Source organism: Chitinimonas sp. JJ19, from assembly GCF_036961565.1.
Classification (GTDB): Bacteria; Pseudomonadota; Gammaproteobacteria; order Burkholderiales; family Chitinimonadaceae; genus Chitinimonas.
In genome coordinates this window covers 401,049-417,761 of record NZ_JBAMDD010000001.1, presented here as the reverse complement: position 1 = coordinate 417,761, position 16,713 = coordinate 401,049, and the positions used below count along the sequence as shown (strand labels likewise).

Annotated in this window: 16 protein-coding genes; 11 read left to right on the top strand and 5 right to left on the bottom strand. The window is 60.3% G+C overall.

From position 1 onward, the window contains the following. Positions 1-10: 10 nt before the first annotated feature. A complete protein-coding gene (locus V7714_RS01790) occupies positions 11-1,126 on the bottom strand; it encodes a serine hydrolase domain-containing protein (RefSeq protein WP_335387547.1) in 1,116 nt (371 codons plus the stop codon). 75 nt (positions 1,127-1,201) lie between these two features. After that, complete coding sequence (locus V7714_RS01785; RefSeq protein WP_335387546.1) at positions 1,202-1,852, bottom strand: L,D-transpeptidase family protein; 651 nt, start codon at positions 1,850-1,852, stop codon at positions 1,202-1,204. Positions 1,853-2,385: 533 nt separating this feature from the next. Between V7714_RS01785 and V7714_RS01780 the strand changes: the two genes are divergently transcribed. From V7714_RS01780 to V7714_RS01755, 6 genes are all read left to right on the top strand, one after another. Further along, positions 2,386-3,087: an RNA polymerase sigma factor gene (locus tag V7714_RS01780; protein ID WP_335387545.1), complete on the top strand. Its 702-nt coding sequence runs from the start codon at positions 2,386-2,388 to the stop codon at positions 3,085-3,087. Continuing rightward, positions 3,084-6,215: a hypothetical protein gene (locus tag V7714_RS01775; RefSeq protein WP_335387544.1), complete on the top strand. Its 3,132-nt coding sequence runs from the start codon at positions 3,084-3,086 to the stop codon at positions 6,213-6,215. The genes V7714_RS01780 and V7714_RS01775 overlap by 4 nt, the downstream gene beginning before the upstream one ends. Further along, positions 6,215-6,838 carry a phage tail protein gene (locus V7714_RS01770; RefSeq protein WP_335387542.1) on the top strand — a complete coding sequence of 208 codons (624 nt, stop codon included), beginning with the start codon at positions 6,215-6,217 and terminating at the stop codon, positions 6,836-6,838. The genes V7714_RS01775 and V7714_RS01770 overlap by 1 nt, the downstream gene beginning before the upstream one ends. A gap of 78 nt (positions 6,839-6,916) precedes the next feature. Then, positions 6,917-7,546 carry a hypothetical protein gene (locus tag V7714_RS01765; RefSeq protein ID WP_335387541.1) on the top strand — a complete coding sequence of 210 codons (630 nt, stop codon included), beginning with the start codon at positions 6,917-6,919 and terminating at the stop codon, positions 7,544-7,546. Positions 7,547-7,733: 187 nt separating this feature from the next. Beyond that, positions 7,734-8,360, top strand: coding sequence for a hypothetical protein (locus V7714_RS01760; RefSeq protein WP_290332697.1), 627 nt, complete (start codon positions 7,734-7,736; stop codon positions 8,358-8,360). Between the two features lie 99 nt (positions 8,361-8,459). Next, positions 8,460-9,092 (top strand): hypothetical protein, encoded by a 633-nt coding sequence (locus V7714_RS01755; protein ID WP_335387539.1) that lies wholly within the window; start codon positions 8,460-8,462, stop codon positions 9,090-9,092. 95 nt (positions 9,093-9,187) lie between these two features. Here V7714_RS01755 and V7714_RS01750 read toward each other — a convergent pair whose 3' ends face one another. Then, a complete protein-coding gene (locus V7714_RS01750) occupies positions 9,188-9,784 on the bottom strand; it encodes a hypothetical protein (protein ID WP_335387538.1) in 597 nt (198 codons plus the stop codon). A 154-nt stretch (positions 9,785-9,938) separates the two neighbouring features. Continuing rightward, complete coding sequence (locus tag V7714_RS01745) at positions 9,939-11,579, bottom strand: electron transfer flavoprotein-ubiquinone oxidoreductase (protein WP_335387752.1); 1,641 nt, start codon at positions 11,577-11,579, stop codon at positions 9,939-9,941. A gap of 446 nt (positions 11,580-12,025) precedes the next feature. Between V7714_RS01745 and V7714_RS01740 the strand changes: the two genes are divergently transcribed. The 5 genes from V7714_RS01740 (at position 12,026) to V7714_RS01720 (ending at position 15,134) form a co-directional block, all read left to right on the top strand. Further along, positions 12,026-12,679, top strand: coding sequence for a hypothetical protein (locus V7714_RS01740; protein ID WP_335387536.1), 654 nt, complete (start codon positions 12,026-12,028; stop codon positions 12,677-12,679). 32 nt (positions 12,680-12,711) lie between these two features. Continuing rightward, positions 12,712-13,545: a hypothetical protein gene (locus V7714_RS01735; protein WP_335387535.1), complete on the top strand. Its 834-nt coding sequence runs from the start codon at positions 12,712-12,714 to the stop codon at positions 13,543-13,545. A gap of 27 nt (positions 13,546-13,572) precedes the next feature. Beyond that, positions 13,573-14,094 (top strand): EndoU domain-containing protein, encoded by a 522-nt coding sequence (locus V7714_RS01730; protein WP_335387533.1) that lies wholly within the window; start codon positions 13,573-13,575, stop codon positions 14,092-14,094. Between the two features lie 207 nt (positions 14,095-14,301). After that, complete coding sequence (locus V7714_RS01725) at positions 14,302-14,631, top strand: YacL family protein (protein ID WP_335387532.1); 330 nt, start codon at positions 14,302-14,304, stop codon at positions 14,629-14,631. Between the two features lie 20 nt (positions 14,632-14,651). Next, positions 14,652-15,134 (top strand): nuclear transport factor 2 family protein, encoded by a 483-nt coding sequence (locus V7714_RS01720; RefSeq protein WP_335387530.1) that lies wholly within the window; start codon positions 14,652-14,654, stop codon positions 15,132-15,134. Between the two features lie 81 nt (positions 15,135-15,215). Here the strand turns inward: V7714_RS01720 and V7714_RS01715 are convergent, their stop codons facing one another. Next, positions 15,216-16,547, bottom strand: a complete 1,332-nt coding sequence (locus V7714_RS01715) for a hypothetical protein (RefSeq protein ID WP_335387528.1) — start codon at positions 16,545-16,547, stop codon at positions 15,216-15,218. Positions 16,548-16,713 lie beyond the last annotated feature (166 nt).

The window sequence follows — 16,713 nt, the reverse complement described above, 5'->3', positions numbered from 1 at the left end:
CACCTTGGCACTAAGGCGTAGTAGCAGCAGGCTCCAGCAGCTTCATCAGGCCGTCGGCCAGCTCAACCACGCCGGCATCGCTACGGTTGAGCAGCACCACCAGGCTCAGGCCGCCGTCACGGTAGCGCGCAGCGTAGGATTCAAAACCCTGCCAGGCACCATCATGGTAGAGCCACTCCCGCCCGCTGCGCTGGCCCAGCTCCCACCCCAACCCATAGGGGTGGCGCTTGCCGTTATTGAGCCGCACCGGCTGCCACAGCTCGGCCAGATGCTCAGGTGTCAGCAGGGTGGCATTGCGCAGCGATGCATCCCATTTGATCATGTCCTGCAGGCCCACATAGAGCGAGCCATCTGCCGTGGTATTGAGCGTGGGCGACACCCAGTCCTGGTTCTTCAGTCGGCCATCGATCAACTGATAACCGGCAGCACGATGCGGCACGATATCGCGTTCGCTGATCACCCTGGCGGTATCCATGCCCAGCGGCATAAATACCCGCTGCTGCAGGAAATCACCATAGAACTGCCCTGCCAGCTTGCTGACCAACACCCCCAGCAAAACATAGCCAGGGTTGCTGTATTGCCAGCGCTCGCCAGGCTTGGCCTGCAGCGGCATACCCATGATGTAGCGCGCCAGCTCCGGCTCGCTGTAGTCGCGCCGATAGTCAAACTTCTCCGGCCAGTCCTCCGGCAGGCCCGAAGTATGGGTAAGCAGATGCCGCACCGTCATGTTGCGCCAGCTGGCAGGGACTTGCGGCAGGTGGCGGGCCAGCTTGTCGTCCAGCTTCAGCTTGCCATCCTGCACCAGCAGCATGACTGCGACGGCAGTCATCTGCTTGCCCACAGATCCCGACTGAAACACCGTTTCCGGCCTGACCGGCACCTGGTGCTCTACATTGGCCAGGCCATAGCTGCGCAGCAATCTGACCTCGCCCCGCTCCACGATAGCCAGGGCAGCACCAGGAATCTGCCTTGCCTGCAGCCACTGCTTGAGGTGGGCATCAATGGCTTGCGCATCTATCTGCAGAGCCTGGGTCAGCCGGCCAACGTCCGCCGCCATGGCGCCCACATTGAGTAGCAAGGCCAGTAGCACGCCCCCCAGACGGTTGCGCCGATTCAGTTTCAACATGTTTCCTTCCTGCCCCCTATGGGAAGCTGGTTTTGTTATGGGTGTTGTTATGAGGCTTTGCATGCAGTCGAGTGCTCAGTCCTGCAGCGGATAATCTGCCAGTGCCGTATGCAAGGACGCATATAAACCCGGCAACCAGTCTGGCGCCGCAGCCGGCAGCAGCACAGGCTTGCGCCGGAAATCCCATGGCCCCACCAGGATGCGCAGCTGCGCCTTGCCGGCCAGCGCAGCCAGGATGAACAGATCCTCGGCAGCCTCGTCCCCCATGGCCAGACAGCCCGTCGAACGGGCGCCACCATGAATCATGATGTCGCCGCCCAATTGCGTTCTGCCAGCCTGCATGGCCATCTGCCGATCAAATGCATTGGGGTAGTCCAGCCTGATCGAAAGATGGTAACGGCTATTGGGGTTCAGCAACTCCGCCTGGTAGAAACCTTCCGGAACCTGCCCATCACCCTCACGCAGCTTGGGCCCGGCTTCGCCGCTGGCGGCCAGCACCGGATAGGCCTTGATGCACCGCCACAGCCCCTGCGCCTCATCGCGCCCATACACCCACAGCTCGCGCTCAGCCTTGAAGGCCAGGTAGGCCAGATGCCGTGGCGGGTACTGCAAGCCCGCTTGCAACACGGCCTGGCGCAGACGCAATGCCACCCCCGGCGAAAACCGGGCCACGCGTTCCGCCACGGTATGGCGGCCCGCTAGCGTGGCTTGGTTGATCTCACTCATGGTGGTTAGGCAGCCGACAGGCCACGCAGCGATGGCGCTGGCGTAAACAGGGATAGCAACAGGTAACAGGCACGCTTGCGGCAGTTCATCCAACAGCACGGCCGGTATCACATCGTATGGTCAATACGATAGCCGAGGTACTGGTTTGTGGGGCCGCCAGTGTAACGCCTTGCGCAGCATACCGGCCCACTTCCTCGCGCCAGTCAAGCCGCCCTTTCGTATCCGGCGGGCACAAAGCATGCCATCACCACCCTGCCAATTCTCGCAGGCGACCCTCCTCTTTCTACGCAGTGTTACCCCCTGCCAGCAAGCACGGCAGCGAGATAGCCGGCACAGCACCGGCCAAGCGTCCGATTTAGGCCACGACCGCCGCGATTGCTGATCGCCCTCTCCAGAAATACTTCACAACCCTCCACGGCCACTCGTCTTTGAGTTGCTCGCACCGTTGCTCTTCGTCGTGAGTAGCCCAGGCGCCTTGACGCGTCCTGGACGGCAATACCAGCCGATACGAAAAAAAGCCGGAGGAAATCATTGTGGGGAATCAGCACGCCTTGAACGGGCCGTCAGGCTCACGCACCGAACAGCAATTGATCGAAAGTCTGGCCTTGCGAGAGCACAGGTCCCTGGAAAACTTCCTGAAGCAGTACCGTCCCTACCTGCTGTATCACTGCCGCCGCCTGTCCGGTGGCAACACCGACGACGCCAATGATCTGTTCAGCCAGGTCGTCCTGCGCATCTACACCGAGTCCCCCGATGCCTTGCGCCGTATCCGGCATCTGGGCGGCTGGTTACGCCAGGTCGCCCAGAACAAGTTCATCGACCAGCAGCGGTGCCGTATCGCCGAAACCCAGCGACTGCAAGGCATGGACATCATGCTCGGCCAGAGCAGCCCCAGCTCGCCCGAACAGCAGTTGCTGGACGATGAACTGGCACGCCAGATACAACGCGCCTTTGCCGCGCTGCCAGACCGCCTGCGTTCCGTCGCCACGCTGCGCTTTGTCGACAATCTCTCGTATGAAGAAATTGCCCACTGGCAGGACATCTCCCAGGTCAACGCACGTAAGCGGGTGCAGGAAGCCAGGCGCCATCTGGTCAGCGCCCTCAAGAGCTATCTCGATATCTCCCTGGTCCCCACCGACACCAGCATAGTGCGGCACACCCTGAACGAGATATTCCATGGCGTCTCCTCCTTGACCGCCAATTGCTATGCCAGCGCCGACGGAGTGGAAGAATGACAGCGCCAGTCCCTGTTCTATGCGAGCCCATGCAGGGTGAGCAGCAATGTGGCCCGCTCTACATCAGCTGGCATGCCCACCCAATAGGCAGCGGCTGGCGGGTGGAATGCACGGTACGGCTGGGGCAGGACGTGCAGCTGGCCTGGCTCAATGCCGAGCACCCTACCTGCTTGCTGCAGCTCTGCGATGGTGAGGAACGCTGCTGGGTAAGGCTATGGCTGGCCATGGCGCCATACGCCTGGCACCTGATGATGCTGCATGGCATAGGCAAGCCGCAGGAAGAAACCCATGCCCTGGCCGACTGGCACATCAGCCTGCCCCACGCAGGCATAGCGAACCGCGAGGACAGCATCTGCCTACCCTTACCCAGCGGCCAGCAACTGGCATTGGAATGGGATATTGCCGGTAGCGACTACAGTCGCCTGCAGGTGACACTGACTGCCCGGCTCGATGGCACGCTGCTGGCAGCGCACGCCATTCTGCAGCCTGCCTGCCCTATCTGGTCCAGTGGTATCGAAGCCAGCGGCATCTGCCTGGAAATCACCGTGGTACTCAAAGTGGAAGCCAATGGCCAGGCCAAGCTGCAACTGGTCTGGCTGGTGAGCTGCCCCCTGGGCGATGAGCTGGAACTGGCCTGCCTGCCTATCGACGCACCGGCGCCCGAGCCGCTGCTGCCGCATCACCCGCCACCCGACGGCGTGCTGCTGGATTCTGCCCATGACTTTGCCTGCCTGCTCTACCCACGTGGCGTACGGCCTGCCTGCGCAGTCGCCTTGGCGACCCGTTTTATCGCCATCGACAACCAGGGTGCTTTTCAATCAGCCTTACTGGCCACCCCGGCCGACGCGCAAGCTATCGCCACCGACTATATCTCTCCCAACTCACAACACTATCCCGGCGCCTACGTGGCCGCTGTGGCACAACTCCCCCCGCCCATGGACAAGCTGTGTGGCCCTGCCCTGCTCGCAGTGCTGGATATGCGGCCAGACCATGCCAGCCAACTGCAGCAGGCACTGGAACTGCTGCTGGGCATGCCACTGCCCGAATTTCTGGCCTCCACCGCCTACGCCAGCAGCCTGCCCAGAATGCAGGACAGCCTGACGGCGCTACTGCTGCTGGGTTTGTCTGGCCCGCCACCGGAGACAGACAACAGGGACGGGCTGATACGGGCATTGCAGGCCTGCCATATTGCCGTCGCGCTGGCCAGCCAGCCGCCCTGGAGCAACGATGCCGTCAGCCTGCAATCGCTGCTGTGCGCCAGCATCCTGCTGCCGGACGCCATACCCGTGCCCGTCAGCAGCGCGGGTAGCCAGGCCCAGCCAGGTTACTGTCGGCCTTTGGGCCTGGCGGCGATGATGACCCTGCGGCAGCGCCTGCTGCGCTACAAGCTGGGCGCCCTGGCCCATGTGGAAAACCTGATGCGTGGCGAGACAGCCGAACGCGGCTCGGAGCATCGTGTCCAGCATGAACAGCTGGAGCACACAGAACAGGCCAACCAGGATAGCGAACATCAGCGGCAGGAGAGCCGCGGCGACTCCAATGGCAGGATACGTACCGCCAATCCGCCGATCACCCAACTGAAACGGGAATTTGACGACCTCAGCCGCAGCTACAGCGATGACGGCCTGTCAGAAACCACCACGGGCAGCTGGACCGACAGCACCAGCAGCAGCGGCCAGTTGGCCGAGCAGGCCAGGCGCCACGCCCAATCGCAACTGCAGCAGGCCAGCAATCGCGTATCCCGGCGAGTAAGTACCGAACGGAGCTACCGCAGCCAGGAAGAAATCATCGAGCGACGCAGTCGTCGGCTCGATAATGCCGGTAATCCGCAGCATCTCTCCGCCGTCTACCGCTGGATAGACGAGGTCTATGCGGTAGATCTGCGGCATCGCGGCGTAGGGCTGGTGCTGGAGTGTGTCTTTGCCCACCCAGCCGCCAGCTATGTCGCGCGCCAGAATGCCCTGCATGGCATGCAAAGCACCCAACCCACGCCGCCCTGGCTGCTGGATGCGACCACCATCCCTACCGGCCCCATCCTTAGCGCAGCCGACATCAATCGGGATAATTACGCGGCCCTGGCCAATTACTACCTGGCCGACAACGTGGTCGCCCCACCACCGGCCCAGCTGGTATTGGATACGCTGCTGCGCAACGACCCCCCCATGACCAGCAGCGTACAGGCTATCCCGCCCGGCTATAGCATCAGCCAGGCCACCCTGGCCTACGCCTGGTCGGCCAGCAATGGCCAAGCCAGCCCACCGGCAGGCGCCATCCTGGCCATATCGCTGGGCAATATCGTCCAGGCCATCAGCCTGACTGCGGGGACGCAGTCGGGCCAGATGACGCTAGCCACGGCACCGGAGAGCACCACCACGCTGAATCTTGCAGCGCTGGCCAGCGGCGTCAATTTTGTCGTGTCAGTGACCCTGCAGTGCAGTTGCAACACCGATGCGCCCGCCTATCTGCAATGGCAGATGAGCACCTACCAAGCCATCCTGGCCGCCTATGCCATCCAGCGCGACCAGTACCTGCAGAGCATGCGTATGCTGGCGGGGCAATGGGCCACCGCCAACCACGAGCGACGCGACGAGATCGAGCGCACGGCACTGCGGCAGACTGCCATAGAGGGTCTGATGGCCCCCTTCCTGGCGCGTCACGGTAATCAAGGCTGGCAACAGGACGTACTGCAGTTCCAGCTGATCCCCTTCTTCCAGACCACACTGGAGTGGGAGGAAATGATCTACACCTACTACGGCCGCTATTTCCCGGCTGACGACGCTGAACGTCCAGCCTGGCTGCAGATGACTCAGCTACCGAACGAGCAGGGCGACTTCACCGCCTTCCTGGAAGCCGGAAGCGCCCGTGTGCTGGTCGCAGCACCGGCACAACATGGCCTGGCCCTGCTCTACTATCTCAGCTCAAAAGGCAGTTTCTGGTTTGGCCCCGCCAACCTCACACCGGTATTCAAGGCCGATCTGCTGTTGGCCAACGCGCTCAAGTCACCCGAGACCCAGCACCCACTACCTGACAGCAGTTGCTGGGAAGTCGAGATTGCCACTTCGCAACTGATGCTGCAGCAGGGTGCCGACCTGCCCAATCTGGCCCGCGAATGCGGCGAGGCGGGCTGATGGACGATACCGTCTTTCCAGTCGGCGCCATCGTGCCATATGCCGGGCCGATCAACGATCCCCAGGGTGGCAGCGGCACCTTTCCCAACCCTGCCGGCAAGGCCTACGACCTGCATCTGCGACGCCAAGGCTGGCTGGTATGCGACGGCCGCGCACTGGGCCTGGCCCAGTACCACGAGCTTTTCCTGGCCATCGGTTACGTCTACGGCAAACCCCGCTCCGGCCATTTCAACCTGCCCGACTACCGTGGCCGCTTCCTGCGGGGGGTGAACTATCAGGCCCAAGGGCCAGATGGCCTGCTGCGAGACCCACAGGCCACCGAGCGTGTTGCCAGTGCAGCGGGCGGCTGGTCGGGCAATCAGGTGGGCTCGGCGCAGGACGACGCCCTGCAAGCCCACGAGCACAACTACCAGCAAGCCATTGCCGCAGGTACCGGCGGCACCGGTGCGCCAGTGTTTTCCACCTACATGACGCCGGAAGCCCTGACCACGGGCATTGCCCCACCCTTGGGCTACACACCCAGCATTACCGTGCGCACGGCCCCGGAGACTACCGTCAAGAACATTTACGCCAATTTCCTGATCCGCTTCACCGCCCACCCTGCAATTGCCTGGATTAAATAGCGGCAAGCCGTCACAAACCCCGAGTGAGTCTCGTCTTCATTACAAAGACAAGCCGCTGTAGCGGCCCGGAGGAAAAGCATGAATGTGCAGTTCGAATTCACCAATACCGGCGTAGAACAAGCTACCTGGGTCTTTGTCAGCCAGCAGTACGACCCTGACGCTGCCACAGACAGCGCCGCAGTACCGTTCAAACCCATGCCCTGGTTAAGGCTCAATCCCTCACGCAATGCGCGCGAATGCTTTCGCTGGACAGGCCGGGTATCGGCACAGGCCTGGGCACGGCGCGGTGGCACAGAGTACTGCAGCCCTTGCGTATCAGTGCGGCCAACCAATGCCTACCTGCTGGTCCCGCAGGTCGAGGATGTATTGATCGCCTGGGTGGAGCGTAACGAAGACCCTGCCTGCACCATGGTGTGCGCGCCTGCCCAGGTCAACGACGCCATCATGGCCATCGACTGGTATCTCGATGACAACCTGGTCGGCCGCAACGAAGGACTGCAACCGGGTAGCAGCTGTCGCTATGCACCTGGGCAGGAGTTGCTGTTTCTACCCATGCCGCCGGATTACGCCCCCATGCCGGTGACAGAACAGCAACTGGAACAAGCCTCAGCCTACTGCATACCCAGCTTCGCCAGACTGGTCCAGGTCGTTGCCAGCCCCGACCCGACCCGCCCCTTGGGGGTTAGATATCGCTTTATCGCCAGCTAAACATGCCAGGGACCATTAACAAAAGCCAGCTAGTGGTTATGGCCAGGCCAAAACAGCGGCGGCCGCCTCGCCAGCGGGGTTTTGCTAGCGGTTCCTAGCTGGGATCACTTGATCCCAAACCGCAGTACCGGGTTGGCTCACCCGGTGTTGCGATTCCAACCAGAGCCTGACGAGAAGGAAGACAGCAATGAGTACCCAATTCAATGTACACATGAATGCCCCGGACATGCAGGGCAAAACGGTTCTGGTATTCCTGAAACCGCAAAACCCGCAGCGCAACTACCGCATTCATGCCTGGCAGGTCCTGACCGGCTCTGCCGGCTCGACCGAATCGTTCCAGTATGTGGACGTCATTTCCACCGACGTCACCAGCAGCGGCGAGAACGCCAGCAATGTCATCATCTCCGGCCGCAGCATCATCAACCCCGGCCAGCTGTTGCAGGCAACCAGCCCTGCCGGCCTGTCGCCATCGCTGCAACTGGCGCCGACTTCCATGGCCCAAGAGAAGCTCACGCCAGCCCAGTGTGGCGTGATCAACCAGACCAACCCCTTCATCCAGTTCCAGAGCAATTGGTATGTGAACGACAAACCGGTGGTGTCCATGCCCTATGTCGATCTCAATATGACCGTGAGCTTCGAGTACGAACCGCACTTCTACTTCATGGTCGCTTCGCCACCCATGGTGGGCCAGACCTATATCGTGCAGAACTTCTCCGACATGACCGAGTACATCATGCCCATCACCGCCACCAGCGTCGATGTCGGGGTAACGCGCGATCAAGGCCTGTGGACCTTCGACTTTGATGCAAGCTAAGCCCGCCCACCGGCACCTGCGCTGACACAACGGTGCCATGTGCCAACCCGCCAGAGCACGGCGGGTTGGCCCCCCTCCATCTCATGCTGGATCGATAAAATGACCACATGCATCGTAACCGCCGACATCGACAATATGCGGGGCAAGGTCGTGCTGGTGTTCCTGCGCCCCATGAGAGCCGAGAGCAACATCCGTATTCACGCCTGGCAGACGCTGGCGCTATCGGCAGGCGCACACGGCGTCTTCGAGTTCGATCCGACCATCTCCCTGCAGGTGATGCAACACCGGAACGAGACCCGTACCAGCTCCGGCCTCATGGTGTTGCACCCCGGCCAATTGGCCCTCGCAACCCGGCCCTCTGGCCTCTCGCCCCAGCTGAGCATGGCCTCAACCGGCAATGCCCACGCGCGCCTGACGCATCAACAGGTAGGCGTACGCAATCAGACCCTGCCGCCCGCCACCATCGATTGCATCTGGCATGTGGGTGGCCGGCCCATGGTCACCGCGCCCGATGTCGACCAGGGTATGACCTGCACTTTTGAATTCGAGCCCACCCTGTTCTTTATGGTGGCCGCAGAACAGGTTAGTGACGGCACCTATACCGTGCAGTCCTTTACCGACATGACGCGCTGCCCCATACCGCTGGACTGTACCGTACTCAGGGTCGATATACGCTACCAGCGCCATGCCTGGCATTTTGTGTTCGACCCGGAGTATGACCCGGAGGACTAGCCCACTCGCCATATAGCGAACGGATCAATCCCATACTGAATTGCGTAAAGCAACTCGCGGGGATTGAAGCGATGGCAGTGCCTTTCTCGCAATTGCTAATCGGCTACACCGCTAACGATTGCGTATAGCGTCAGTGCCACGATCAGCAGGGTTGCTCCCATCCAGCTGTAATTCGCCCAGGTCAGGCTGCTATTGGACTCACCCTGCGGATCGTTGCAGGCGATATTGATCGCTTTCTGCGCCTGCCACAGCGTGTATCCCAAAGTAATGAAAACGGCCAGTGGTATCCAGTCGGTGTACGGGCTGCCTATATTCTTGTCACTCAGCTTATTGCATGCATGTCCAACAACACTGGCCACCACATAAACACTGCCAAGGCGTGCATGATTGAAAAAGTGTGTTTGCTGCCCGCGCTTCAGAGAGCGATCGACGCCTGCAAACAGGGACCAGACAAAAAATATCGGGAAAATGCCACGCATGACAGGCCAGATGGATTCACCAGTACGCGCTTTGTAAATAGCCCAGTTACGGTAAAACCAATAGTAATCGTAGAAACCTAATGTCAGATAGAAAAGTAGGAAGAATTTACGCCGGGATACCACATAGAACTCGGACTTAGAAGGGTTAGTACCCTCCCCTGGCGAGCGTTGATCTAGTGCGGTTTGGGGAGGGCTATAGGGATTCAGATTCATAATTAAAAAATAGAAGTATCACCAGAAACCACAGTGTGCTCGATCCACGCTGAGTCAAATGTCCACGCGCACGGCGGTACTGAGGCCAAGTTTGCTGGCGATACCTATGATGATGGAAAAAAAGCCGGGCAATCGCCCGGCCGTGTTTGCTGCATTACATATTGGGGTAATTAGGGCCGCCGCCACCTTCCGGCACCACCCAGTTGATGTTCTGGCTCGGATCCTTGATATCGCAGGTCTTGCAATGCACACAGTTCTGCGCATTGATCTGCAGCCGTGGCTTACCTTCTTCCTGCCCCACATACTCGTACACACCCGCAGGGCAGAAGCGTTGTTCCGGGCCGGCATAGACCTGCCAGTTCAAGGCCACCGGCACACTGCTGTCCTTGAGCCGCAGATGGCTGGGCTGATCTTCCTCATGGTTGGTGTTGGAGATAAACACCGAACTGAGCTTGTCGAAGCTGACCTTGCCATCGGGCTTGGGGTAATCGATAGGGCTGCACTCATCCGCCGGCTTGAGGCATTCATGGTCAGCCTTGCTGTGGCGGAAGGTCCACGGCAGGCGTATGCCCAGACTGTGGCACCACATATCGAAACCACCGTAAACCGTGCCGCCCCACATGCCAAACTTGCTCAGCGCCGGTTTGATATTGCGCACCGAATCCAGGTCGTCCCACACCCAGCTGCTGCGCACCTTTTGCGGATAGGCCACCAGCTCATCCGACCCATTGCTGCCGCCAGCGATGGCATCAAATGCGGCCTCGGCGGCCAGCATGCCGCTCTTCATGGCATTGTGGCTACCCTTGATACGGGGCACGTTCACGAAGCCGGCCGAACACCCTATCAGCGCGCCGCCGGGGAAGGTCAGCTTGGGAATGGACTGCAATCCGCCTTCATTGATGGCACGGGCACCGTAGGCAATACGCTTGCCACCTTCAAAAAAGCCACGGATGGCTGGGTGGGTCTTGAAGCGCTGGAACTCATCGTAAGGGCTGAGATGGGGGTTCTCGTAGTTGAGGTGGACCACAAAGCCCACCACCACCTGATTATCGTCAAGGTGATAGAGGAATGAACCACCGCCCGCATTGCTGTTGAGCGGCCAGCCCTGCGAATGCATGACCAGGCCAGGCTGATGTTGCTTGGGGTCGACCTTCCACAGCTCCTTAATGCCTATGCCGAATTTCTGCGGATCTATCCCATCGCGAAGATGGAAGCGCGCTTGCAACTCCTTGGACAGCGAACCACGCACCCCCTCGGCGATCAGGGTGTACTTCGCATGCAGCTCCATGCCGCGTGCGTACTCCGGCTTGTGGCTGCCATCCTTGGCCACGCCCATATCGCCGGTGGCCACGCCCTTGACCGAACCATCGCTGTGGTAGAGCACCTCTGCGGCAGCAAAGCCCGGGTAGATTTCCACACCCAGCTCTTCTGCCTGGCTGGCCAGCCAGCGACAGACATTGCCCAGGCTGACGATGAAGTTACCGTGATTGTTCATCAAGGGCGGCAACAGGAAATTGGGAATACGGTAGCTCTCGTCTTCCTCCAGTATCAGGAAGCGGTCTTCGGTAACCGGCACATTGAGCGGTGCGCCCCGCTCCTTCCAGTCCGGGAACAACTCATTCATGGCGATCGGATCAATCACCGCGCCCGAGAGAATGTGGGCACCGACTTCCGAGCCCTTCTCCAGCACACAGACGCTGATGTCCGAGCCTTTTTCTGCTGCCAGTTGCTTGAGGCGTATCGCTGCGCTCAGGCCCGAAGGGCCAGCGCCGACGATTACCACGTCGTATTCCATGAATTCGCGTTCCACGGGGTGTGACCTCGCTATTGTTATCGGACTGGCGCTGGGACGGTGTACCCCGACTCTGCCAGGTGCCGCGGGAAGAAGAATTTCCGAATGATGCGGGACTGGAGGGGGTTACGTCAAAATACCAAGCGCTTGCTCTACAAAATTGCGTTGCCTGCAATGCACACCGCTTTCCTGCAACCGGCATCCCCCAAGCACCATCACCGTACGTCTTTGCCCCCTGCCCTGAGTGTTAGCGCCTGTTCAAGGCCTGACATGCAATTCACAAGTTAGCCCACTGCCTCGTCTTCTACCTGCCACCAGCGCATAGGCCTGCCTGCCCGACAGCAGACCAGGCGCTGGCCCGATGGCATGCCTGGCCGCACCGGCACCCCAAGGTGCTCCAGCCGGCAAGGCCCGCCCCCATAACGTCAATGTGATTGCAGGAGGAAAACATGAACATCTGGAAACGGCGCGCCAGCGCCTGTGGCTTATTGCTGCTGCTGTGCAGCCCCCCAGCCCTGGCACGAGGCTACGAGGGCTACCAGGACGAACTGGGGAATGCACCCTGGTATGACGGCAGCCGCGCACGCATACAGTATCAGGACACGGTGGTGGTAGTGGATGTGGCCGTCTGGAGCGGCATAGATGACGGCCGTGGTGACGACATTGCCTGGATACAGGGTGGCTGGGGCAAGCGCGGCAATGCCAGCGCCAAGGTCTATTGGGAATATCGGGACAAAGATGGCCAGTGGGAGCTGGGCGAAGACATCGCGCCGGCAGCCGAGGCGCTCTATGTGCAGCAGCGCAATGGCGACCAGGTGGAATGGCTAAGGGATGGCGTGATCTACAAAACCGTGCCCTGGAGCCAGTTCAACACCGTGAACTTCATGAAAGCGCAATTCACCGCAGAAGCCAACGACCCGCCTGCGGACCATATCCCCGGCACGCTCGCCAGCAAAAACCAGGTATCTGCGGCCCAGGTCAGGCGCGGCGTGGCCTATGCCGATGCCCCCCTGGCCATCCAGTCGCTGCCGGAAGCCACCAACGGCCACGTAGAGAAGGGCGATGAAGCCAACACCCTGCGTACCTGGTACGCCGAAGACTAGCTCCAGCCATCTACCTCAGAGGAAATCCCACCATGCACCGATATCAATGGCATCACTATGTGCGCCATAGCCTGGTCTGCTTGCTAAGCTGCCTGGCCCTGGCCGCCACCGACCCACTGTTCTCTGCCGGCACCCTGACCTGGCGCGATGCTGGCGTCCCGCCTACCTTCAGCAGCACCGTCGCCATAGGCAAGGCAGCCGACTACCTGGGCATACCTATAGGCGTGCCCACAGTGGGTGCGCGCTTTGTCCAGGTGACCGACAGTACACCGAACGGCAACGTCAAGAGTACGGTGTACTCCGCCTGGAAGATCGATGTTTACAACGTCACCCTTAACAATCCAAGTGGGTCGTCAACCAACGTGGATGTCAGCTTGTTCATCCATGGCAAGGACGTGGATGGAGCCATGGGTTTGGCAGGCGCCTATATCCTGGGCAGCTTACTCCCCCCAAGCGATGCACTGAACCAGCAGTCGAAAGCCCTGATGCAGGCAGCCGCGCGGGATGGCTGGAATCTCAGCCGGCCTGCCAATGTGTCCGACGACTCCAACGGTGGCCTGACACGGCTGCTAAACAGCTTATGGGCCGACAGCGACCTAGAACCTGGCAGCCAGGGATTGTGGTTCATCAAACCACTGAGTGCCGCACCGGCCCTGCCCATGCAGGCCTCCACCCGGCGCCCCTTGCTCCCCCCAGGCTCGCGCTACTGGATAGCGCAGATCATGGCGGCCCCACTAGGAAGCATGCGGACTCCCGCCTTGCGCAAAGGCATCACAGCTACCCCTGCCAACTTTCCCCTCACCGGCCGGATCAGCCTGTACGACGAGAACCGCCGTGCCTGGGTGCGCAGCATCTCCATTCAATAAATCGGTTTATGCCCGGAGGAAAACATCATGTCATGCCTGATACAACATTACCGTTACCTCGCGCTCGCCCTGCTCGGCACGATGGCCAGCCTGTCACAGCACGCATGGGCTGCAGACTGCAACAGCATAGACTTTGACTGGAGCACCACCACGCCCCCAGTCAATATCCAGCATGTGTTCTGCGGCGAGATCAAGGGCAGCAAAAAAGTTGTGGGCTTCCACTCCGTCCAGAAAAAGGACAGTGCCCCCATCACCAGCATCAGCGGCATCACCAATCTGCGCAAGGGCGTCTACGACGCAACGGTCACCTTCGACAACGGCAAGAAAAAGATGTCGACCTTCTTTCCCGACAGCTGTACCTATGACCAGATACTGGCCTCCATCGTCTATGCCGCCAACAACCAGCAGGGCGCCGCGCAGCCGTGGGGGGTGTGGGGCTGGTCGGGCACGGATGGCGACAGCGGGAAATGCATGGACAGTGATGGCAAGCATTTCAAGATACGGATGGGCCTGCTGGGTAGCGCGGTGAATACCGCCTTCCCCTACTGAACCCATTCTCGACTCCCTGGCGCCACCACCCTGTGGGAGCGCTTTGCCCATGTGCCGCAAGGTGCATGGGTTTTTCTCCTGATGCCTAGGGGAATACACCGATGTGTAGACTAGGCTCATCGGTACCGACAGACACGCAATACCGCGAGCACCAGACTTGCCGGTGGGTTGCCGCCCGCGCCTGCAATCTCGACAAGGAGCAGCAAGATGACACGACCAAACTACCAATTCGAACTGGATGACACAGGCCAGCCGCACGCCAGTCTCGCAGGCCAGATCGACCAGGTGGCAGACTTCCTGAACACCGATATACGCCGCAGTAGTGAGCGATGCGAGGAAATATTGTCCGCCATTGCCGATATACGACAGGGCACCACACCGGTCTGGGCCTGCACCGGCAATCTCTACGAACTGAGCCTGTCCACACGCTGTGCCGCCATCGCCAATGTGTACGACGAAACCATCCCACCCGCCGAACTGACGCTGGAAGAACTGGCGATACTCGTGCGAGACTGGCACAGCCTGATTGCAGGCTAGCCACTCTCTATCGGAGCACCATGAAGCTGCAGACCCTTGCCCTAACGGGCGCCTTGTTACTGTCCTATCCGGTACACGCCCAGGTTCCCGTCACGGCGGCAACCGATCATGACAGCCTGCTTGCCAGTGCCGACCCCAAGCTGGCCAGCAACAAGCGGCTGGTATACGACTTCTGGCGCGAGGTACTGGAAGCCGGCAGGCTGGATCAAGCCGACAAATACCTGGCCGAAGACTATATCCAGCACAACCCCAATGTAGCGACCGGCCGTGCCGCCTTTGTCGAATTCTTCAGCAAAATCAGCAAGGCCAAGCCGGTAGAAGCCAGGATCAAAGCTCCGCTGGTGGCCATCAGCGCCGAGGGGGACAAGGTGATATTGAGCTTTGTCCGTACCCTGGTCGACCCCAAGGAAGCTGGCAAGCGGTACACCACCACCTGGTTCGACATGTTCCGCATCGAGCAGGGCAAGATCGCGGAGCACTGGGACGCCGCCATCAAGGAATGACCTGCATTGCATCGCATAGCACCAAAGACAAAGGCCCCATCGGGGGCCTTTGTTCATTTATGAGCAAGCAGTCTGTCTGGATCAGAAGGAACGGGTATTGGTACCCGATGCACCCACGGCCAGATAGCTGCCATCGCCGGCGATCACATCGTTGAGCTTGCTGATCGCGCCAGCGCTGCCAACCGACCAGGCATAACTCCAGACAGTCTTACCGTCTGTGCCCTTGCTAGAGGTGTAGGCACCCAAGACGGTAGTGCCGTTGGCACCCACAGCCAGGATACGGCTACCAATGGTGATCGCATGCAGGTTCTGCGTGGTCGGCAAGGCTACCTTGGTCCAGGTTTCAGTATCGGTGCTCATCAACAAGGTGCCGCCGCTACCCACCACGAAATAGCTGCCGAGCGCGCTGTTGTAGGTAATGCCATACAGATTGGCATCGGTGCCTGAGGTTTTCTGCGTCCAAGCCGTGGAGTAGCTCACCGTGCTGCCTGTAGTGGTCGCAATTACCTCTCCCACCAAGATGGTGCCGCTGTCGCCGACAACCACATAGCGCGGTATGGCCACCGAGTTTTCCAGCTTCCATTGCGCGTTGTATATCGAGGCATTGAGGTTGGCTGTGGTATTTGAAACCTGTTTGACCCAAGGCTTAGGCGCAGACAAGGCATCTGTCGCACCGGTATAGATCGCTCCTCCTTGGCCAACTGCCAAGTAAATGTTGCCGCCAGTTGCCAATGCATTGAAGCGCTCAGCCTTTGCAGCGGCGCCTGTATCAACCACAGTCCAGGTGCTGGCATCGGTGCTGTATATCAGCGTGCCAGCACTACCCATGGCCATGTGGTTGGTGCCATTGAAAAGGTAGGCGTACAGATCAGCCGTGGTCTTGGCATTCTGCTTTACCCACAACCCCACACTACCGGTGCCGACGGTGTAGATGCTGCCCGCATTGCCAACAGCAACATACTGGCTGGAGCCCGCACCTATCTTGTTCAAGTCTGCCGAACCCAAGGGGGCGCCTGGCGTCCAGGTCGTGCCTGCAGGCCTAGGCACTATCGCCTGCGAGGGCGCAGCCGGGCCAGCAGGGCTACCGTTCCGGGTAGCATTGATAGTAAACGAGTAAGTCTTGCCGTTGGTCAGGCCGGTCAGGGTAAACGGCGATGAAGCGCCGCGCTGAAGTACGGACTCAGGGAATTTGTTGTAATTGTCGGGTGTCACGCTATCTGCCTGAGCGGCAAATACCCAGTAGGTCATATTGGGGTCCTGGTTCCAGGTAAGCGTAACCCGCCCGTCGCCTGCAACCGCCGTAAACGCTTGCGGCGCCTCGGTAGGGGCCGATTCTCCGCCGCAGGCCGCCAAGGCCAGCAAGGGCAGGATTAGCGCGAGGCGCGCAAGGGTCTTATAGAAGGGTTGAAGCACTGCAGAATCCTTTCCTGACAAACTACCGGGACACCTTGGCAGCCCGCTAGGGTTGCCAGAAAACATCCAACTCGATACTGCCGTACACCTGGTGTACCCAGGTTCGGCGCAAGTGGCAGCCCTCATCCGAGGGGAGCGGCAATTTTACTATCAGCCAAGTACGCGA